Source organism: Pseudorhodobacter turbinis, assembly GCF_005234135.1.
Classification (GTDB): Bacteria; Pseudomonadota; Alphaproteobacteria; order Rhodobacterales; family Rhodobacteraceae; genus Pseudorhodobacter; species Pseudorhodobacter turbinis.
Window position 1 is genome coordinate 946671 of the sequence record NZ_CP039965.1, and the last position, 20764, is coordinate 967434.

17 protein-coding genes are annotated in these 20764 nt (G+C 61.5%); 12 read left to right on the top strand and 5 right to left on the bottom strand.

What is annotated here, in order from left to right; genetic code table 11:
* Positions 1-51: 51 nt before the first annotated feature.
* Positions 52-897 carry an alpha/beta fold hydrolase gene (locus EOK75_RS17020; RefSeq protein ID WP_137195211.1) on the top strand — a complete coding sequence of 282 codons (846 nt, stop codon included), beginning with the start codon at positions 52-54 and terminating at the stop codon, positions 895-897.
* On the opposite strand, the gene EOK75_RS17025 is transcribed toward EOK75_RS17020, so the two are convergent.
* Positions 869-1540 carry a hypothetical protein gene (locus tag EOK75_RS17025; protein WP_137195212.1) on the bottom strand — a complete coding sequence of 224 codons (672 nt, stop codon included), beginning with the start codon at positions 1538-1540 and terminating at the stop codon, positions 869-871. The genes EOK75_RS17020 and EOK75_RS17025 overlap by 29 nt on opposite strands.
* A gap of 160 nt (positions 1541-1700) precedes the next feature.
* Between EOK75_RS17025 and EOK75_RS17030 the strand changes: the two genes are divergently transcribed.
* From EOK75_RS17030 to EOK75_RS17040, 3 genes are read left to right on the top strand one after another with little or no spacing between them, the layout of a single operon-like run.
* Complete coding sequence (locus EOK75_RS17030; RefSeq protein WP_137195213.1) at positions 1701-2693, top strand: threonine ammonia-lyase; 993 nt, start codon at positions 1701-1703, stop codon at positions 2691-2693.
* A 15-nt stretch (positions 2694-2708) separates the two neighbouring features.
* Entirely contained in the window at positions 2709-3491 is a 783-nt protein-coding gene (locus EOK75_RS17035; RefSeq protein ID WP_240794078.1) for an alpha/beta fold hydrolase, read from the top strand.
* A gap of 60 nt (positions 3492-3551) precedes the next feature.
* Positions 3552-3983 carry a DUF1489 family protein gene (locus tag EOK75_RS17040; RefSeq protein WP_137195214.1) on the top strand — a complete coding sequence of 144 codons (432 nt, stop codon included), beginning with the start codon at positions 3552-3554 and terminating at the stop codon, positions 3981-3983.
* On the opposite strand, the gene hisG is transcribed toward EOK75_RS17040, so the two are convergent.
* Genes hisG through hisS form a run of 3 tightly spaced genes read right to left on the bottom strand, consistent with a single transcriptional unit; the run spans position 3980 to position 7259 of the window.
* Positions 3980-4684: an ATP phosphoribosyltransferase gene (hisG, locus tag EOK75_RS17045; protein WP_137195215.1), complete on the bottom strand. Its 705-nt coding sequence runs from the start codon at positions 4682-4684 to the stop codon at positions 3980-3982. The two genes, EOK75_RS17040 and hisG, sit on opposite strands and share 4 nt — an antisense overlap.
* Positions 4681-5775 (bottom strand): ATP phosphoribosyltransferase regulatory subunit, encoded by a 1095-nt coding sequence (locus tag EOK75_RS17050; RefSeq protein WP_137195216.1) that lies wholly within the window; start codon positions 5773-5775, stop codon positions 4681-4683. The genes hisG and EOK75_RS17050 overlap by 4 nt, the downstream gene beginning before the upstream one ends.
* Positions 5772-7259, bottom strand: a complete 1488-nt coding sequence (gene hisS, locus EOK75_RS17055) for a histidine--tRNA ligase (protein ID WP_137195217.1) — start codon at positions 7257-7259, stop codon at positions 5772-5774. The genes EOK75_RS17050 and hisS overlap by 4 nt, the downstream gene beginning before the upstream one ends.
* 96 nt (positions 7260-7355) lie before the next feature.
* Here hisS and EOK75_RS17060 point away from each other — a divergent pair, with 96 nt between their 5' ends.
* On the top strand, positions 7356-7541 hold the full coding sequence (locus tag EOK75_RS17060) for a SlyX family protein (protein ID WP_137195843.1): 186 nt from the start codon (positions 7356-7358) through the stop codon (positions 7539-7541).
* Between the two features lies 1 nt (position 7542).
* On the opposite strand, the gene dnaE is transcribed toward EOK75_RS17060, so the two are convergent.
* A complete protein-coding gene (dnaE, locus tag EOK75_RS17065; RefSeq protein ID WP_137195218.1) occupies positions 7543-10995 on the bottom strand; it encodes a DNA polymerase III subunit alpha in 3453 nt (1150 codons plus the stop codon).
* A gap of 217 nt (positions 10996-11212) precedes the next feature.
* Here dnaE and xdhA point away from each other — a divergent pair, with 217 nt between their 5' ends.
* The 7 genes from xdhA to EOK75_RS17100 are packed head-to-tail and all read left to right on the top strand — an operon-like array spanning position 11213 to position 20682.
* Positions 11213-12589 (top strand): xanthine dehydrogenase small subunit, encoded by a 1377-nt coding sequence (xdhA, locus tag EOK75_RS17070; protein ID WP_137195219.1) that lies wholly within the window; start codon positions 11213-11215, stop codon positions 12587-12589.
* On the top strand, positions 12586-15009 hold the full coding sequence (gene xdhB / locus EOK75_RS17075; RefSeq protein ID WP_137195220.1) for a xanthine dehydrogenase molybdopterin binding subunit: 2424 nt from the start codon (positions 12586-12588) through the stop codon (positions 15007-15009). Before xdhA ends, xdhB begins: the two co-directional genes overlap by 4 nt.
* Positions 15002-15940 carry a xanthine dehydrogenase accessory protein XdhC gene (gene xdhC, locus EOK75_RS17080; RefSeq protein WP_137195221.1) on the top strand — a complete coding sequence of 313 codons (939 nt, stop codon included), beginning with the start codon at positions 15002-15004 and terminating at the stop codon, positions 15938-15940. Before xdhB ends, xdhC begins: the two co-directional genes overlap by 8 nt.
* Positions 15937-17472: an ABC transporter ATP-binding protein gene (locus tag EOK75_RS17085; RefSeq protein WP_137195222.1), complete on the top strand. Its 1536-nt coding sequence runs from the start codon at positions 15937-15939 to the stop codon at positions 17470-17472. The genes xdhC and EOK75_RS17085 overlap by 4 nt, the downstream gene beginning before the upstream one ends.
* 44 nt (positions 17473-17516) lie before the next feature.
* Entirely contained in the window at positions 17517-18599 is a 1083-nt protein-coding gene (locus EOK75_RS17090; protein WP_137195223.1) for an ABC transporter permease, read from the top strand.
* Positions 18599-19531 (top strand): ABC transporter permease, encoded by a 933-nt coding sequence (locus EOK75_RS17095; protein WP_137195224.1) that lies wholly within the window; start codon positions 18599-18601, stop codon positions 19529-19531. The genes EOK75_RS17090 and EOK75_RS17095 overlap by 1 nt, the downstream gene beginning before the upstream one ends.
* 59 nt (positions 19532-19590) lie before the next feature.
* On the top strand, positions 19591-20682 hold the full coding sequence (locus EOK75_RS17100; RefSeq protein ID WP_137195225.1) for a BMP family ABC transporter substrate-binding protein: 1092 nt from the start codon (positions 19591-19593) through the stop codon (positions 20680-20682).
* Positions 20683-20764: the final 82 nt, after the last annotated feature.

Below are 20764 nucleotides of genomic sequence, written 5' to 3' on the forward strand. Positions count from 1 at the left end.
GCGCAGGCCTGTGCCAGTTTCGGCTTCTCAACCCCAAAATGCAGGTGCCCTATGACCCAGTTTTTCACCACAACCGACGGCACCCGCATTGCCTACCGTGATGAGGGGACGGGCACGCCTGTGCTCTGTCTTTCAGGGCTGACGCGGACGATGCATGACTTTGATTACATGCAACCCCATCTGCCCCCCTGCCGCCTAATCCGCATGGATTACCGTGGACGCGGGCAAAGTGATTTCACCGGTCCGGCCAGCTATACCGTGCCGCAAGAGGGCAAGGATACAATTGAACTTCTGGACCACTTGCAGGTGGAAAAGGCCGCTGTTATCGGCACCTCTCGGGGGGGATTGATCGCGATGCTACTGGCGGCAATGGCCAAAGAGCGGCTGCTCGGGATTTGCTTCAATGACATCGGGCCTGAAATCTACAAGCCCGGTCTGGCCAAGATCATGGATTACGTCGGGCGCAACCCGCGCGCCAAATCCCATGACGAGTTGGCCGCCGCCCTGCCTCAGGCGATGCCCGGTTTCGCCAATGTTCCCCAAAGCCGCTGGATGGAAGAAGCGCGCCTGCATTACACCGCCACTGCGGATGGGCTGCGCATCACCTATGACCCTGAGCTGCGCCAAGCCTTCATTGCGGCCTTTGAGGGGCCAGAGGTTGATATCTGGCCCCTGTTTGATGCCTGTGCAGGCCTGCCGCTGGCGCTGATCCGTGGGGCCAATTCCGATCTGCTCACCCAAAGCTGCGCTGACGAAATGCGCAAACGCCGTCCCGACATGGCATTCATCAATGTCCCCGACCGCGCCCATATCCCATTTTTGGATGAGCCGGAGTCGATCACCGTGCTCCACGCATGGTTGGACCGCGTTAAAAATCCACCCACAGCCCAAGCTTAACAAGCGGGTCCTTGTCGCCGATCACACCGACCGAGGGGCTGACAACCACCTGCGCAAAGCCCATTTTCCACGCGGCCCCTGCCTCCAGCCGCAGATCTTGTGCATCTCCGCGTTGCCAGTATTGGGCTTGGGCCATAATTGACAGCCGCTCCATCGGTTTGACCCCAAGCCCGACATCCAGCTTGTAGGTCAGGCCTGTACCCAGCCAATCAGTTGTGATCAGTTTTTCCAGCTGCGCATCCACCGTGGCCCAACCACTGCCCAAAGGGCTGTCAAAGCCCTTGCCCCAAAAGACACCCGCCCGGCCCGCAATCTCGGATTCGCCGCGCAGGGCGGGAATGGTCGCGGCGGCGGTGGTCTCACGCATCTCTACGGCAAGGCCGGCCGACAGGATCGCGCCGCCCTTGCCGCGCCAGACCGGATAATGGATGAACTGCGTGTAATCGGGCAGGCGGCGGTCCTTGGGCATAGAGACTTCCACCCCCAGCGTCCAATCCCCACGGATCCCATATTCGGCGTAAAGCTGACTGCGGTTCGCATCGGCAGAAAGCGCCACAAACACCTTGCCCTCGCCGCGCGGCCACGCGCCTGCCTGTGCGCTTACCGCCCAGCCCCAAAACAAGATCACCAAAATCCAGCGCATACGCCCCTCTTTTCCCAAAAGCGCGGGAGTTGATCAGCAAGACCAAAAAATCGTTAACCAAAAGTTAAGGAATTGACTAAACATTGACTGTTTCTTGCAAACCCGTCAGCTATGGTGCGCGAAAGCCGCCCTTGACGACAGAAACATTCCGGAAAGCGCTATGCCCAATACGACTGCACCCGATATCACCGCGATTGAGGCCGCCGCGCGCCGCCTTGAGGGCCACGCCCGCCGCACACCGCTTCTGACCTCTCCGTTTCTGGATGAAATCGCCGGCCGCCGGGTGTTTATCAAGGCGGAATGCCTTCAGCACACCGGTTCCTTCAAGTTTCGCGGCGCATGGTCGGCCATTTCGGGGTTGGAAAATGAGATCCGCGCCAAAGGGGTTATCGCCTGTTCCTCGGGCAACCATGCGCAGGGCGTGGCGCTGGCCGCGCGCCAACACGGGGTGCCTGCCGTAATCGTCATGCCAAGCGATGCACCAAGGATGAAGGTTGCAAATACCCGCGCATTGGGGGCCGAGGTCGTGCTCTATGACCGCTTGACCGCAGACCGTGACGCGCTAACCGAAACCCTCGCCGCCGAGCGCGGGCTGACCCTGATCAAACCCTTTGATGACAGGCGAGTGATTGCGGGCCAGGGCACAACCGGGCTGGAGATTGCCGAGCAGGCCGCCGAGGACGGGATTACCGATGCGGATGTTCTGGTCTGCTGTGGTGGCGGAGGCCTGACTGCGGGCATCGCATTGGCGCTGGAATCGCGATCAACCCATCTGCGCGCCCGCCCGGTAGAGCCTGCTGGCTTTGACGATGTGACCCGCAGCCTTGCCACCGGAACGCGCCAGCGCAATGCAAGCAATGCAGGTTCTGTCTGTGATGCAATCCTGACACCGACCCCCGGCCTGATGACGCTGCCGGTCATGGCGCGCCTTTGCGGCCCCGGCATTATCGTCACGGATGAGGAGGCGATGCGGGCCGTGGCCCTCGCGTGGTCCCGACTGAAGATTGTATTGGAGCCGGGCGGGGCCGTTGCACTGGCGGCAGCGCTGTTCCACGGCGAGCGGATCAAGACCTCGGATGTGATTTGTGTCGCCTCGGGCGGGAATGTCGATCCGGATGTGTTCACGCGCGCCCTTGCAACCCTGACCGATTGACCTTCAAGGCACGCTATGCCCAGCCATATCCAACACGCCCGCTGCGGCGATCAGATGATCGCCTATCAAGCCGAAGGCAGCGGCCCCGCCCTTGTGTTGGCGCATGGTCTGGGGTTGGATCAATCCATATGGGACCCGGTGCTGCCCCTGCTGCCACAGGGCTTGCGGATCATCCGGTTTGATCTGCGCGGTCACGGGGCATCGGCCACCCCGCCACCACCTTACGGGATGGGCGCATTGGTACGCGACGCCGAGGCCCTGCTTGACGGGCTAGAGGTGCGCAACTGCGTCTTTCTGGGGTCCGGCCTGGGAGGTATGATTGCGCAAGGCTTGGCCGTGAAACGCTTGGATCAGATCCGCGCCTTGGTCTTGGCCAATACCGCCACCAAGATCGGCACAAAAGAGACATGGGCCCGCCAAATTACCGCCCTGCAAGCAGGCGGCAACCCGCTTGACCCAAGCACGCATTTCACTGCCGGTTTCCGCAATTCCCCTGCCTTTGCGGCATGGCAGGCGGGGCAAATTGCGCCGCGGCTTGATGGTGTTCTGGGCTGTGCCGCCGCGATTTCCGGCACGGATTTTTATACCCCCACCGCCAGTTTGCGCCTGCCAAGCCTTGTCATCGCCAGCAATCAGGATGCCATAACCCCCGCCGATATGCTGCGGGATCTGGCCGATCTGATCCCCGGCGCGGAGTTTGCCGTAATCCGCAAATCCGGCCATTTGCCGATGCTGGAACAACCCCAGACCTTTGCCGCCACCCTATCCGATTTCCTGCATAACATCGGTCACATCTAGCCACGGCTGCTTGCCCCCGACGTCCAAGGCGCTAAGTTCACGTTAACCGAAGGGGGATTCGTGGCAGACACCGTAAATCTGTTAAAACTCTGCGTTGGCGCCAATGGCATTGACGATCTGGCCGCATGGCAGGAACAGCGGCGGAAGGCCTGGCCCGACGGGCTGCCGCGTCATGTCACGCGGATGTGGCCGAAACGCGGCGACGCGCTTTTGAACGGCGGGTCGCTCTATTGGGTTTTCAAAGGGGTTGTGCTTGCACGGCAAACCCTCACGGCGCTGGAGGAACAGCGCGGCGAAGATGGCATTTTGCGCTGTGCCCTCGTGCTTGATCCGCAGATCATCCCGACCGAACCCGCACCGCGCCGCCCGTTTCAGGGCTGGCGTTACCTGTCCGTCGAGGATGCCCCGCGCGACCTGCCCAAGAACCGCGAGACCGAAGAGGCCCTGCCCCCCGATCTGGCCCGCGCGCTGGCCGATATCGGCTTGCGCTAAACCTCGGCCTTTACGCCCAGCTGTTTTGCCAATTCGGCTAATGTGGCCCGTGTTGCGGCATCCCATTCGGCCCCGCGCGCCGCAAAAAGCGTGGCTTGCGAGGCATGGATCGGCCCGTCCGACAGGATCTTCAGGTGGTTCGCGCGCAGGGTTTCCCCCGAGGAGGTAATATCGGCAATCGCCTCGGCGGTCAGGTTTTTCACCGTGCCCTCGGTCGCACCTTGGCTGTCAACCAGCTGATAATCGGCAACCCCCTGCGCGGTCAGATAGTCGCGTACCAGCCGGTGATATTTCGTCGCAATCCGCAGCCGGAAACCGTATTCGGCCCGAAAGGCCGCCGCCGCCGCATCCAGATCATCAACGGTATCGACATCAATCCACGCGGTCGGCACCGCAATAATCAGATCGGCATGGCCAAAGCCCAGAGCCGCGACCTCGGCCACCTGCGCTGACCAATCGGCCAGCTTGTCACGCACCAGATCCGATCCGGTCACGCCCAGATGGATGCGCCCCGCCGAAAGTTCACGCGGAATCTCACCGGCCGAGAGCAAGACCAGCTCAACGCCGTCCACACCCTCAACGGCCCCCGCATATTCACGGTCAGAGCCAGAGCGCCCCATGGTCACACCACGCGCGCCGAACCAGTCAAAGGTCTTTTCCATCAGCCGCCCCTTGGACGGCACCCCGATCTTCAAGCTCATGCCAATGCCTCCCGCAGGGTTGCCAACATCGCAGGGCGGATCATGCCCCCCACCGCCGGAATAGAGCGCCCCTGCCCCAGCACCGCCGTCAGCGCATCATAGCGCCCGCCCGAGGCAACCGGCAGGCCGTTGCCCTCAAAGCTGAACACAAAGCCGTCGTAATATTCCATCGACGAGCGCCCGTGGCTTGCCGCGAACGGCAGGTCCGAGGGGTTGATGCCGTGACGCTCCAGCGCGTCAAGTCGCGTGGCGAAACGGTCTACGGCCGGTTCGATCGCGGGCAGCATCGAGGTGATACCCCGCATATGCGACAGGGCCGCACGGGCAGGTGCCTGCAAGGTCAAAAGGTCATAAAGCAGGGCCGCCTCAGGCGCGGCAAGCGGCGGGGTCTGGTCATCCTCGATCAGCGCATTTGCCCGCGCTGTGATCTCTGCCTCGGAGCGCAGGCCGATCATCGGGCCTGCATCCGCGATCAGCGCGGCCATATCGCCACTGCGCAGACGGGCCAGCATCTCCTGGCGCGCTTGGGGCGGGGCCGCACGACCCGCAAAACGGTCCAGCAATTTGCGAAACCGTGCCGGCCGCCAGATGTGCCGCAAAAGTGCTGCCTTACGGCGCTGACTGGTCGAAAGCCCTTTGACCGCCGCCATCAATATCCCGATATCACCCGTCGCGGGGCGCAAGCCCAAGGGCGCAAGCAACCCGTGGAACAGCGCGAACAGCTCTGCATCCGCGGCCTCGGGGGCAGTGCGGTCAAACAGCTCAAACCCGACTTGCAGATATTCATTGGCACGCCCCCCGGGGCGGTCCTGTTTGCGAAACACCTCGCCCATATAGCAATAGCGCGCAGGCTCTGCCCCGCTTTGCATATGGGCCTGCACCACAGGCACCGTGAAATCGGGCCGCAGCATCATTTCGCCGCGCAAAGGGTCAGAGGTGACATAGGCCCGGGCGCGGATATCCTCGCCGTAAAGGTCCAGCAGGGTTTCGGCGGGCAGTAATGTGTCCGCCTCAACAGCGACGGCACCAGCAGATTTGAAGGCAGCAAAGAGGGTTTCGGCCTCGGCCCGTATGGTGGCGCGATCTGTCATTGGGCAAGCATCTTTTGAACTTCGGAAACCAGATCGGCCAGCGGAATTTCGACCTGCGCAGGGCGGTCTTTCCATTCCTCCAACGTGGCATTTTCGGCGATCTTTGCGCCAAGGATCAGGTCCTTGAGGACAACAACACCCTTGGCCGCCTCATCCCCGCCTTGAATAACGGCGATGGGAGAGCCGCGTTTATCCGCATATTTCAACTGGTTGCCAAAGTTTTTCGGATTGCCCAGATACATTTCGGCACGGATACCGGCGCGGCGCAGATCGCCAACCATCGCCATGTAATCAGCCATGCGATCACGGTCCATCACGGTCACAACCACCGGCCCCGCAGCTGCATCCCCGAGCCGCCCCTTGGCGCGCAGGGCGGCCAAAAGCCGGTCCACCCCGATGGAAACCCCCGTGGCAGGCACCGCCTGGCCGGTAAAACGCTTGACCAGATCATCATAGCGCCCGCCCCCCGCGACCGAGCCGAACTGTCGCTTGCGGCCTTTTTCGTCGAGAATTTCAAAGGTCAGTTCGGCTTCGAACACAGGGCCGGTGTAGTAGCCGAGGCCGCGCACGACGGACGGGTCAATCTCGATCCGGTCAGGGCCATAGCCTTGGGCCGACAAAAGATCCGCTATGGTTTCCAGCTCTTCCACGCCTTCCAGCCCTAGCGCCGAGACACCAACCACGTCGCGCAACCGTGCAACCGTGGCCGCGCCCGTATGGCCCTTGGCCTCCATAAAGCCCATGACCGCATCGGCCTGATCGGCCCCCAGCCCTGCGCCCTTGGTGAAATCGCCGCTCTCATCCTTGCGGCCTTCGCCCAGCAATGCGCGCACGCCGTCCGGGCCAAGGCGGTCCAGCTTGTCGATGGCGCGCAAAACGATACCGCGTTCCTCTTCGAACTTGGTTGGATCGGCAGGGTCCAGAACCCCCGCAACCTCCATCACGCCGTTCAGCACTTTGCGGTTGTTGACGCGTACGATGTAGTCGCCGCGCTCAATCCCTACGGCCTCTAGGGCATCGGCCAGCATGGCGCAAATCTCGGCATCGGCGGCGACAGAGGGTGCGCCGACGGTATCGGCATCGCATTGGTAAAACTGGCGGAACCGCCCCGGGCCGGGCTTTTCGTTGCGCCAAACCGGGCCAAAGGCATAGCGGCGGTAGGGGGTTGGCAAGTCGTTGCGAAACTGCGCGGCGACACGGGCCAAGGGCGCGGTCAGATCATAGCGAAGAGCCAGCCAATCGCCCTCTTCCTCTTGCCAGCCGAAAACACCGGCATTCGGGCGGTCGACATCGGGCAGGAATTTGCCCAAGGCCTCTACCGTTTCCACCGCACTGGTTTCCAGCGGGTCAAAGCCGTAACGCTCATAGACCTCGGAAATTTTCGCCAGCATATCGCGGCGCTCAATCACATCCGCACCAAAATAATCGCGAAAGCCTTTTGGCGTCTCGGCGCGTGGTTTGCGGGGTTGTTTGTCTTTGGCCATCGGGAAACCCTTTGCAGCTTGTCGTCGGGCGGTGTAGCGGATGGGGGCAGGCGCGGCAAGCAAGGGATGCATATGCCAGAACAGAATGACGACCGAATGGACGCGATGGAAGAGCGGATGGCGCATCTAATGCGCACGGTGGATGATCTTTCGGACATCGTGGCCGCACAGGCGACCGAGATCGACCGCCTGACCCGCCGCATGGCGATGATGACCGAGCGGATGGAGGCCCCTGACGAGGGCGGCGCCGTCTTTACCGACCAGCGCCCACCGCATTGGTAGGCTAGATTTCCTCGACCATCACCACGCCGCCAACGGCTTTGAGCGCGCCTTTGATCTGGGGTGAGATGGGGTATTCGGCAGGAAGTTCGAGGTCAATCTCTTGCCCCGTGGCGCTATCGGGCACGCAGATCGTGACCGGGCTTTTGTTGCGCCCACCATCCTTGGCCACACGGGCCAGAAGGGCGGCGACGGCGCTTGCAGCCTCGGCCTTGTCGATATGGATGCGGATCGCATTGCCGCCAGCCTCGGCCGCGACCTGATCGATCGGTTGCGCCCCACGCGCCAGAAGCTTCAGGGTCTCGCCTTCCAGCGTGGCCTCGACCGTCAGCACCACATTCATCCCCGGTTCCAGCACATCGCGCGCGGCCTCTAGCGTGTCGGAAAACACCGTCACCTCATAAAGGCCGGTTGGGTCCGACAGTTGTATAAAGGCAAAACGATTGCCGCGCGCCGATTTGCGTTCCTGCTTGGAGCTGACAGAGCCTGCGATTTTTGCAATCATCGCGCCGTCCACGGCCTTGGCAGTGATCTCGGTCAGGGTGGATACCCCTTTGCGTTTCAGCGGGGCCATGTAATCATCAAGCGGATGGCCGGAAAGGTAAAAACCGATGGCCTTATGTTCCTCGGTCAGCCGTTCCACCGGCAGCCAGTCATCGCGCGACCCAAGGCGGGGTTCCGGCACATCCTCGCCCGCGTCACCAAAGAGGCTGACTTGGTTAGAGGTTTTCGCCTCATGGATCGCGGCGGAATAGGCGGCGAGGCCGTCCAGCGCCTCAAACACGCGGGCGCGGTTGGGGTCAAGGTTGTCAAAAGCACCGGCGCGGGCCAGCATCTCCAAGGGCCGCTTGCCGATCCGTTTCAGATCAACACGGCGGGCCAGATCAAACAGGGTGGCATAGGGCTTTTCGCCCTCATCCGTCTGGCGGCCCGCGACGATCATCTTCATCGCCTCAACGCCCACGTTTTTCAACGCGCCCAGCGCATAGACCAAAGTACCATCCCGCACCGTAAAGGTCGCAAGCGAGGCGTTGACACAAGGGGCCACGGTCTTGATCCCCAGCCGGTCCACCTCACGCTTATACACCGCAAGCTTGTCGGTCAGATGCATATCGCAGTTCATCACGCCGGCCATAAACTCTGCCGGATAATTCGCCTTGAGGTAGCCGGTTTGATAGCTGACCACCGCATAGGCCGCAGCGTGGGATTTGTTAAAGCCATAGTTGGCGAATTTCTCCAGCAGGTCGAAAACCTCGCCGGCCTTTTTCGCATCGACATTATGCGTGGCCTTGGCACCCTCGATAAACTTGGGGCGCTCCTTGGCCATTTCCTCGGCGATCTTTTTACCCATCGCACGGCGCAGCAAATCCGCACCGCCCAGCGAATAGCCGCCCATGACCTGAGCGATCTGCATAACCTGCTCTTGGTAAACGATAATCCCTTGGGTCTCGGCCAACAGGTGGTCAATGGTGGGATGGACGGATTCAATTTCCCGCAGCCCGTTTTTAACCTCACAGTAAACCGGAATGTTTTCCATCGGGCCGGGACGGTAAAGCGCCACAAGCGCCACGATATCCTCGATACAGGTGGGTTTCATGCGCCGCAGCGCATCCATCATGCCGCTGCTTTCCACCTGAAACACGGCAACCGTCTTGGCGGCGGCGTAAAGCTCATAGGTCTTTTCGTCATCCAGCGGGATCAAGGAGATATCAATATCAATCCCGCGCAGCCGCAGCAAATCCAGCGCCGACTGGATCACCGTCAACGTCTTGAGGCCCAAGAAGTCGAATTTCACCAGCCCCGCCGCCTCAACCCATTTCATATTGAACTGGGTCGCGGGCATATCGGATTTCGGGTCTTGGTACAGCGGTACCAATTCGTCCAATGGCCGGTCGCCAATGACCACGCCCGCCGCGTGGGTCGAGGCATTGCGCAACAGCCCTTCAAGCTGTTGACCATAGTTGAGCAAGCGCGCGACCACCTCTTCTTTGGCCGCCTCGCGCAGGCGCGGCTCATCCGCCAGCGCCTTGGTGATCGACACAGGTTTCACCCCCTCGACGGGGATCATCTTGGACAGGCGGTCCACCTGCATATAGGACATCTGCAAAACGCGGCCGACATCGCGCACCGCCGCCTTGGACAACAGCGCACCAAAGGTGATGATCTGCCCGACCTTGTCGCGGCCGTATTTGGCTTGCACATATTGGATGACCTCCTCGCGGCGATCCATGCAAAAGTCGATGTCAAAGTCGGGCATGGAAACCCGTTCGGGGTTCAAGAAGCGTTCAAACAGCAAGGAGTAGCGCAGCGGGTCCAGATCGGTGATCGTCAAGGCATAGGCCACCAATGACCCCGCCCCTGACCCACGCCCCGGCCCAACAGGAATACCCTGATCCTTGGCCCATTTGATGAAATCCGCCACGATCAGGAAGTAACCGGGGAACTGCATCCCGATGATGATATCCAGCTCAAAATCCAGCCGGGCCTGATACTCTTCGACGCTGACCGCATGGGGAATGACCGCCAGCCGCGCCTTGAGCCCCTCATTGGCCTGGCGGCGCAGCTCATTCACCTCATCATCAGCGAATTTGGGCAGGATCGGTGCGTGTTTGGCCACTTTGAACGCACAGCGGCGGGCAATTTCAACAGTGTTTTCAAGCGCCTCGGGTAGATCGGCAAAAAGCGTCGCCATCTCTGCCTCGGACTTGAAGTAATGCTGCGGGGTCAGGCGGCGGCGCGGTTGTTGCTGATCGACATAGGCCCCGTCCGCGATGCACAGCAGGGCGTCATGCGCCTCGTACATTTTGGCCTTGGGGAAATAGACATCATTGGTCGCAACCAAAGGCAGACCCAGCGCATAGGCCATTTCGACAAAGCCGCGCTCGCTGCTACGCTCACCCTCGGTCAACTGGCCACCCGCGCCGGGATGGCGTTGCAATTCCACATAAAGCCGGTCCGGATAGGCCGCCGCCAGACGCGTCATCAGGGCCTTTGCCTTGGCCGTTTGCGCGGTTTGCAACAGCTTGCCCACTGGCCCCTCTGCTCCGCCGGTCAGGCAGATCAACCCATCGGAATGCGCCTCTAGCTGTTCCAGCGTGACCTGCGGCAACTGCCCGCCCGTATCCACATAAAGGCAGGTGTTCAGCTTCATCAGGTTACGGTAACCGGCCTCGTTCTGCGCCAACAAAACCACCGGCGCGGGGTTGCGCGGCTTTTCTCCCGGCTGCGGCGGATCATAGGCCACCGAGACCTGACAGCCGATGATCGGCTGCAAACCCGCCCCCGCCGCCAGTGTCGAAAACTCCAACGCCGCGAACATATTGTTCGTATCGGTGACGGCCACCGCAGGCATCTGCTGCTCGGCGCAAAGTTTGATAAGCTGTTTAAGCGGCACCGCCCCTTCAAGAAGGGAATATTCAGTGTGGCTGCGCAGATGTATGAATCGGGGTGCTGACATGGGCAAAGACTAGCCCAGCCCGCAGCCCGGCGAAAGCGCAACAAGCAGGGTCACGGTAAAATTCAAAATAGAAATCGCACCTGCAGCGCAGAATAGGTTTGCTATTTTGTCGCACCACGGCTTTGATACCGGAATACCCTAGGGCGCGTACCTGCTTTACCCCGCATCGGGCAGGCCCGCATTTACCCAAGACGCATAGACCGCGGCGGATATTAACATGACGGAAATCGCGTTTCTTCTGAACGGAGCGCCGGTTCGCCTTTCGGGGAGCTCCCCGACGTTGACACTTTTGGACTGGCTGCGTGAAGCCCGCGGATTGACCGGCACCAAAGAGGGCTGCAACGAGGGTGATTGCGGGGCCTGTACGGTAATGGTCAGCGATGCCGAGGGGCCAAAGGCGCTGAACGCCTGCATTTTGTTCATGCCACAGCTGCACGGCAAATCGGTCCGCACGGTTGAGGGGCTTACCGCCCCAGATGGCACCCCCCACCCCGCCCAAGAGGCGATGGTTGCCCATCACGGCTCGCAATGCGGCTTTTGCACCCCCGGTTTTGTCGTCGCGATGGCCACCACCCATGCGCAAGGGCGCAGCGACCATGATACAGCGCTGGCGGGCAACCTGTGCCGCTGCACCGGATATGCCCCGATCATCCGCGCCGCCAAAGCGGTTGAGGATGCGCCTGTTCCCGAATGGCTTCGCGCCGAGGTGGATGCGGCTTCCCGTGCCACCGCCGAAGGCTCTGCCCTGCGGCCCGCGACCAGCGATGATTTGGCCGAATGGTACGCCCAAAACCCCGATGCCACCTTGATCGCAGGGGCCACCGATGTCGGCCTTTGGGTCACCAAACAGCTGCGCGATCTGGCCCCTGTGGCCTTTCTCGGCGGCATCAAGGACTTGCAACAGATCACCACCGAGGGCGCCAGTTTGCGCGTGGGCGCAGGCGTCACCATCAACGATCTGATGGCTGCAGTCGCCCCCAAGCTGCCCTCCTTTGCCGAGATGTTGCGCCGTTATGCCAGCGATCAGGTGCGCAACGCGGCGACGATCGGCGGCAATATCGCCAATGGTTCCCCCATCGGAGATGGGCCGCCCGCGCTGATCGCGCTTGGGGCCACTTTGCACCTGCGCAAAGGGAACATTCGCCGCGATATGCCGCTGGAGGATTTCTTTATCGAATACGGCAAGCAAGACCGCCAGAAGGGCGAGTTTGTAGAAGCCGTAACCTTCCCCACCGATGCGCCGAACCTACGGTGCTACAAGCTGTCGAAACGGTTTGATCAGGATATCTCGGCGGTATGCGGTTGTTTCAACATCACCCTTCAGGATGGCAAGGTCAGCGCCGCCCGCATCGCCTTTGGCGGCATGGCAGGCACCCCCAAACGCGCCCAAGGGGCCGAGGCCGCCCTGATCGGCCAACCATGGAACATGGAAACCGCCGAGGCCGCCCGCAAAGCACTGGCCAGCGATTTTGAACCCCTCAGCGATATGCGCGCTTCGGCGGCTTACCGGGCCGCGGCGGCCGGAAATATGATGATCCGCTATTACCATGACCTTTCGGGAACGCCCGTGAATGTGCTGGAGGTGGCCCCATGAGCATCGGATCCGCCCTTCCCCATGACGCCGCCCCCCTGCATGTGACGGGCAGCGCGCGCTATGTCGATGATATCCCGCTGCCTGCCGGCGCGCTGCATCTGGCCTTTGGTCTGTCGACCATCGCGCATGGTGATATCACAGCGTTGGATCTGTCGGCGGTGCGTGCCGCCGACGGCGTCGTGGCCGTCTATAGCGCCGATGACTTTGACGAGGTGCCCGATTGCTCCCCCTCGGCGCATGATGAGCCGCTTTTGGCCACGGGGCGCGTGCATTACCTTGGCCAGCAGGTATTTTTGGTGGTCGCCACCAGCCATCTGGCGGCACGCAAGGCCGCGCGTCTGGCCGTGGTCGAATACGCTCCCCTGCCCGCCATCCTGACGGTGGATGATGCCCTCGCCGCCGATGCGCGTTTTGAGGATGGGCCAGTGGTCTGGTCCAAGGGCGATGCCGATACCGCCATCACCGCCGCCCCCCACCAGATAGAGGGCGAGATGGAGGTCGGCGGGCAAGAGCATTTTTATCTTGAGGGGCAGGTCGCAGCCGCGATCCCGCAAGAGGGCGGGGATATGTTGATCCATTCCTCTACCCAGCACCCCACCGAGATCCAGCACAAGGTTGCACACGCCCTGCACCGCCCCATGCATGCCGTGCGTGTGGAAACGCGGCGCATGGGTGGCGGTTTTGGCGGCAAGGAGAGCCAGGGCAACGCGCTGGCCATCGCCTGCGCCATTGCGGCGGACCGCTTGGGACGGCCCTGCAAGATGCGCTATGACCGTGATGATGATATGATGATCACTGGCAAGCGCCATGATCTGCGCATCCGTTACCGCGCGGGGTTTGATGCCTCGGGCCGCGTGACGGGGGTGGCGTTCACGCATCTGTTTCGCTGCGGCTGGGCGCTTGATCTGTCGATCCCCGTGGCCGATCGCGCGATGCTGCATTCGGACAATTGCTATCACCTGACGGATGTCCGGCTGGAAAGCCACCGCCTGCGCACCAACACCCAAAGCGCCACCGCCTTTCGCGGCTTTGGCGGGCCGCAAGGCATGATCGGGATTGAACGCGTGATGGATCACATCGCCTTCGATCTGGGGCTGGAACCATTGGCGGTGCGCCGCGCGAATTTCTATGGCGGAATGCAGGACAGCGCAGCCGCCGCCCCTGCCGCGCGCGCCAAACCTGTCGCCAAATCGGTTGATGTGGAGGAGGGCGAGGATCTGACCTCTCGCGGGGCGGTTGGTATGGTTGAATATGGCGAGATCCCGCCACCGCCTGCAAACGTACAAAACACCCCGTTCCATATGCCTGTTGAAGATTTCATCGGCGATAAGATGGTGGCCAGGCTGGAGGAAACCTCCGACTACACCCGACGCAAGGCAGAGATTGCCAAATGGAACGCCAAAAGCCCGATCCTGAAACGCGGGATAGCCCTGACGCCGGTAAAGTTCGGGATCTCCTTTACCTTGACCCATCTTAATCAGGCCGGCGCTTTGGTGCATGTCTATCAGGACGGCTCAATCCAGCTGAACCATGGCGGGACCGAGATGGGCCAAGGCCTGTTCCAGAAAGTAGCACAGGTGGCTGCGGGCGTGTTTGGCGTGGGGATGGATGCGGTCAAGATCACCGCGACCGATACCGCCAAAGTGCCCAATACCAGCGCGACGGCGGCCTCTTCCGGGTCCGACCTGAACGGGATGGCGGCGCGGGCGGCCTGTGTCACCATCCGCGACCGGATGGCGGCATTTCTGGCACAAAGGCATCAGGCGGCCCCCGAAGACGTACAATTCGCCCATGGCCGCGTTGTCATCGGCACGGCTGACTACAGCTTTGCCGAGGCGGCGGCCTTGGCCTATGGCGGGCGCGTGTCGCTGTCCTCTACCGGATTTTATGCAACGCCCAAGATCACATGGGACCGCATCAAGGGCAGCGGGCGGCCCTTCCTTTACTTTGCCTATGGCGCCGCCGTGACCGAGGTGGTGATTGACACGCTGACCGGCGAAAACCGGATTTTGCGTGCCGATCTGCTCCATGATACGGGGGCAAGCCTCAACCCCGCGCTGGATATCGGGCAGGTAGAGGGGGCCTATGTCCAAGGTGCCGGCTGGCTGACGATGGAGGAGTTGGTTTGGGACACCAAGGGCGCGCTGCGCACCCATGCCCCCAGCACCTATAAAATCCCGGCATGTTCGGACCGTCCGCCTGTGTTCAACGTCGCCCTGTGGAGCCGCCCCAACCGCGAAGATACCGTTGGCCGCTCCAAAGCCGTGGGGGAGCCACCGTTCATGCTGGGGATCTCGGCGCTGATGGCGCTGTCGGATGCGGTGGCCGCATGTGGGGATGGCACGCGCTATCCGGCACTTGATGCCCCCGCCACGCCAGAGCGCGTGCTGGCAGCCGTGCAGCGGCAACGCGATGTTTGATCTGGACACGCTCCGGTCTGCGGTGGCGGCGCATGGCGCTGTGGCGCGCGTGGTGATCGCAGAGGTTGCCGGATCATCGCCACGCGAAACAGGGGCTGCGATGTTGGTTTGGGCAGGTGGCCAATCAGGCACCATCGGGGGCGGCGCGCTGGAATGGCAGGCCACAAGCCGCGCCAGCGCCATGCTGGAAACCGATAAGCAGCAGCAGTTAGACGTTGAGCCGCTTGGTCCCAAGCTGGGCCAATGCTGTGGCGGTATGGTGACATTGCTGACCGAAACTTTCGACGCGGCCACCCTTGCCGCGCTGCCCGATGACATCTTTGCCCGCCCCGTATCGGCCAAAGACATGCCCCTCGCGGTATCGCGGCTGCTGGCGCAGGCCCGCAGCCAAGGAGTGCCCCCCCCCTCTGGCATGGTGCAAGGCTGGATGGTGGAACCGGTCGCCAAACCCGCCCGCCAAATCTGGATCTGGGGGGCGGGGCATGTGGGGCGCGCGATTGTAGACGTACTTGCGCCCCTGCCCGATCTGGCGATCACTTGGGTTGATGTGGATGCCGCACGCTTTCCCGACCGGATCCCCGAAGGCGTCACCACAATCCCCACAGCCCAACCCGCCGTTCTGGCCGCCCATGCGCCAACAGGGGCCGAGCATCTGATCCTGACCTATTCGCACGCGCTGGACCTCGCGCTTTGCCATGCCACGCTGACACGCGGTTTTGCGCGCTGTGGGTTGATTGGGTCCAAAACCAAATGGGCGCGTTTTCGGGCACGGCTGACGGCCCTTGGCCATAGCCCTGCCGCAATTACCCGTATTGATTGCCCAATTGGCGATCCAGCCCTTGGAAAACACCCCCAGATGATTGCCATCGGGGTCGCCTCTAGCCTATTGAAGTATAAACAACACGCGTCACGACAGGAGAACGCGGGATGACAACAGGGACCGAACTTTTACGCATTGAAGCCGTGACCAAGGCCTATCCGGGCGTGGTTGCCAATGATGATGTGTCTTTCTCTATCGCGAAGGGAGAAATCCACGCGCTGCTGGGCGAAAACGGCGCGGGCAAATCCACGCTGGTCAAGATGATCTACGGGCTGATAAAGCCTGACAGCGGCGCCATGCGGCTGCACGGGCAGGCCTATGCGCCGTCGCAGCCCAGTGCGGCGCGCACCGCCGGTGTCGCGATGGTGTTCCAGCATTTCAGCCTGTTCGAGGCCTTGAATGTGGCCGAAAACGTGGCCCTTGGCATGGAAAACCCGCCGCCCATGCGTGAGCTGGCCGCCCGCATCAAATCGGTATCCGAGGAATACGGCCTGCCGCTGGACCCCGCGCGCATGGTCGGTGATCTTTCCGCAGGCGAACGCCAACGGGTCGAGATTGTGCGCTGTCTGCTCCAAGACCCCAAGCTGTTGATCATGGATGAACCCACCTCGGTTCTGACCCCGCAAGAGGTTGAAATCCTGTTCCAGACGCTGCGCCAACTGGCAGCCGAGGGCACCGCGATCCTTTATATCAGCCACAAGCTGGAAGAAATCCGCGCCCTTTGCGATGAAGCAACGGTCTTGCGGCGCGGCAAGGTTGTGGGCACCTGCACCCCGCGCGAAGTCTCGGCAAACGAGATGGCAGAGCTGATGGTCGGCGCAGTCCTTACCCCCCCTGCCCGTGCAGCGCGCCGCGATTGGGGCGATGCCACCCCCGCACTGGAAGTGACCCGCCTAAGCGCATCTTCTCCCATCCCCTTTGGCACCTCGCTCAAAGAGATCAGCTTTGCGGTGCAGCGCGGTGAGGTTTTGGGCATCGCAGGCGTTGCGGGCAATGGGCAGGATGAATTGCTCTTGGCGCTTTCGGGCGAATTGCGCAGCGCGCCGGGCATGGTGAAACACAAAGGCACACCGATTGGCGATACAGGCCCGAATGAGCGCCGCGCCATGGGCTTTGTCGCCGCCCCCGAGGACCGCCTTGGCCATGCCGCCGCCCCGGATATGAGCCTTGTGGAAAATGCGCTTTTGTCGGGCGCCGTGCGCAAGGGGCTGACCCGCAACGGCTTTATCGACTGGAGCGCGACAAAGGCTTGGGCCGCAGAGATTGTCGCGCAATATGATGTGCGCACCCCCGGCACTTGGGTCGCGGCCCGCGCGCTTTCGGGCGGGAATTTGCAAAAATTCCTGATGGGCCGCGAACTTAGTCAAGCCCCCGAAGTGGTCATTATCAACCAGCCCACTTGGGGCGTTGATGCCGCCGCCGCCGCCTTTATCCGCCAAGAGATTTTGAACCGCGCAAGCGATGGCGCAGCCGTGGTCGTGATTTCCCAAGACCTTGATGACTTGCTGGAGGTCTCTGACCGTTTCGCCGCATTGAACGAGGGCCGTTTGACCCCGCCGCGCCCGACCGAAGGGCTAACGGTCGAAGAAATCGGCCTGATGATGGGCGGCGCACATGGGATGGAGGTGGCCCACCATGGCTAAATCAAAGCACCTCACCGAATCCGAACCACAAAAGGGGCGCCGCAATGTTCACGCTTGAAAAACGCCCATCGCCGTCGCAATTCTGGACATGGGCCACGCCGGTTCTGGCGGTCGCGCTGACCATGTTGGCGGGGGGCGGGCTATTCGCCCTTTTGGGGAAAAATCCGGTTGATGCCATTCGCACCATCTTCTGGGATCCGCTCTTTGGCGAATTCGCCTTTTATTTGCGGGGGCAGTTGCTGGTAAAGGCCGGGCCGCTGATCTTGATCGCCGTGGGCCTAAGCCTCGGGTTTCGGGCCGGCATCTGGAATATCGGGGCCGAGGGGCAATATATCATGGGGGCTGTCTTTGGCGCCGGTGTCGGCCTTGCGATGTACCCGACCGAAAGCCGCTGGATCTTTCCGGTGATGATCGCGGCCGGCGCGTTTGGCGGCTGGCTTTGGGCAATGATCCCCGCGATTTTGAAAACCCGTTTCAACACCAACGAGATTTTGGTGTCCCTGATGCTGGTCTATGTGGCGCAGACCATTCTGTCCAAGGCCGCCACCGGATTTCTGCGCAATCCCGAAGGCATGGGCTTTCCCGGCAGCCGCAATTTCTCCAGCTTTCCTGCCGCCCGCAACACCGAGCTGATTGCAGGATCGGGGATGCATTGGGGCGTGGTTGCGGCCTTTATCACCGTGATCGCGGCCTATGTATTGTTGCAACGTCATATCCTTGGGTTCCAGATCAAGCTGGCGGGGCAAGCGCCGCGCGCCGCCCGTTTTGCCGGTGTCGCCCCGACCCGTCTGGTGGTTATGTGCCTTGGGATTTCGGGCGCATTGGCAGGCCTTGCCGGCATGTTTGAGGTCACCGGCCCTGCGGGGCAGATCACCATCGACTTCGCCTCTGGCTACGGGTTCACCGCGATCATCGTGGCCTTTCTGGGCCGGTTAAACCCCTTGGGGATCTTGCTGGCGGGATTGGTTATGGCCCTGACCTATGTGGGCGGTGAGATGGCATCAACCAACCTTGGCCTGCCATCGGCCGCAATACAGGCGTTTCAGGGGATGCTTTTGTTTTTCCTCTTGGCGGTGGATCTGCTGTCAAATTACCGTATCCGCTTTTTCAAGGGGAGGGCCGCCTGATGGACCTGAGCAGTATCAACCCCGCCGTTCTGATCGCCTCGCTTATGGTAGCGGCGGTGCCGATCATGTTGGCCGCGATTGGCGAACTGGTGGTCGAAAAAGCCGGCGTTCTGAACCTTGGTGTCGAGGGGATGATGATCATCGGCGCCATCAGCGGGTTCATCACCGCGGTGGAAACCGGAAGCCCGTTTTTGGGGTTTGTTGGCGGGGCCTTGGGCGCAGCGGCGCTTAGCCTGATATTCGCCCTGCTGACCCAAGTGTTGCAGGCCAATCAGGTGGCGACGGGCCTTGCGATGACCCTGTTCGGTTTGGGATTGTCCAGCCTGATGGGCCAAGGCTATGTCGGGATCAAGCCGCCTGCCACTGGGATGGTGCCCTTCGGGCCGCTGGCCGATATTCCGGTGCTGGGACGGGTGATGTTTCGCCATGATCCGATGGTTTACGTGTCCATCGGGTTCATCGCGGCGGTCTGGGCCACGCTTAAATTCACCCGCATGGGCTTGATCATCCGCGCAGTGGGCGAAAGCCATGATGCCGCCCATGCGCTGGGGTATAAGGTCACCCGCATCCGCGTTCTGGCGATTTTATTCGGGGGCGCCATGGCCGGGCTTGGTGGTGCCTATCTAAGCCTGATCCGCGTGCCGCAATGGACCGATGGCGTCACGGCGGGTGCCGGCTGGATTGCGCTGGCGATTGTGGTTTTTGCAAGCTGGCGGCCATGGCGCGTGCTGATCGGTGCCTATCTTTTTGGCGGAATTTCGGTACTACAGCTGAATTTACAGGTTGCGAACGTTCCGATCCCGCCGGAATACTTGTCGATGTCGCCCTATGTGATAACGATCATCGTACTGGTGATCATGTCATCGGGTCGGGGCCGGGCCGCACTGAATGCGCCCGCCGCCTTGGGCCAGAATTTCCACGCCGCGCGCTGATTTACGCGCGGCCAACACCAATCGGGCCACAAACGGACCCACCCAACGAGGAGACGACCATGAACCGTAGAACTTTGATGGCAAGTGCCGCACTTGGCATGACGCTGGCCTTTGGTGGCGCGGCCCACGCCGAAGCGATGGACAAGGTAAAGGCCTGTTTCGTCTATGTCGGCCCCGTGGGCGATGGTGGCTGGACCTATCAGCACGACCAAGGCCGTCTGGCCCTGCAAGCCGAATTCGGCGATAAGGTGGACGCCAGCACCTATCAGGAAAACGTGCCCGAGGGTGCCGATTCCGCCCGCGTGCTGACGCAGATGGCGCTTGGCGGCTGTAACATCATCTTCACCACCTCTTTCGGCTTTATGGATGCAACCAACGAGGTTGCCGCCAAATTCCCGAATGTGAAGTTTGAACATGCCACCGGCTTCAAGCGTGACCATGAAAACGTATCCTCCTACAACGCGCGTTTCTATGAAGGGCGCTCGGTGCAGGGCGTGATGGCGGGTATGATGACCAAGTCGAACAAGATCGGCTACATCGGCTCTTTCCCGATCCCCGAGGTCGTGATGGGCATCAACGCCTATTACATTGCCGCCAAAGAGGTGAACCCCGATGTCGAGCTGTCGGTGGTTTGGGCCTATACATGGTTTGATCCCGCCAAAGAGGCAGACGCCGCCAAAGCCATGATCGAGCAAGGCGTCGACGTAATCGCCGCCCATACCGATTCCACCGCCCCCTTGGCCGAAGCGGCCAAAACCCCCGGTGTCGTCGGCTTTGGTCAGGCCTCGGATATGGAAGCCTATAAGCCAAGCCCGCGTGTCTCCTCGATCATCGACAACTGGGCGCCCTATTATATCGAGCGGGTCGGTCAGTTGCTGGATGGCACCTATGAGCAAGCCAATACTTGGGCCGGCATCAAAGACGGCGAAGTGGAAATCGGTGAGATCACCGACGCCGTGCCCGCCGAAGTCAAAGCCGCCGCCGAAAAAATGCGCGATGATATCGCCGCTGGCACGCATCACCCCTTCACCGGGCCGCTTAACAAGAAAGACGGTACTGTCTGGTTGGCAGAGGGTGAAACCGCTCCCGATGGCGATCTGCTTGGCATGAACTTCTTTGTCGAAGGTATCTCGGCAGATATTCCGCAGTAATACGCGCGACTTACGCCATAACATCGGAATATCCCGGAGGGCGCGCACCTTCGGGATATTTTTTTGAACTGGCCCTTGGCGG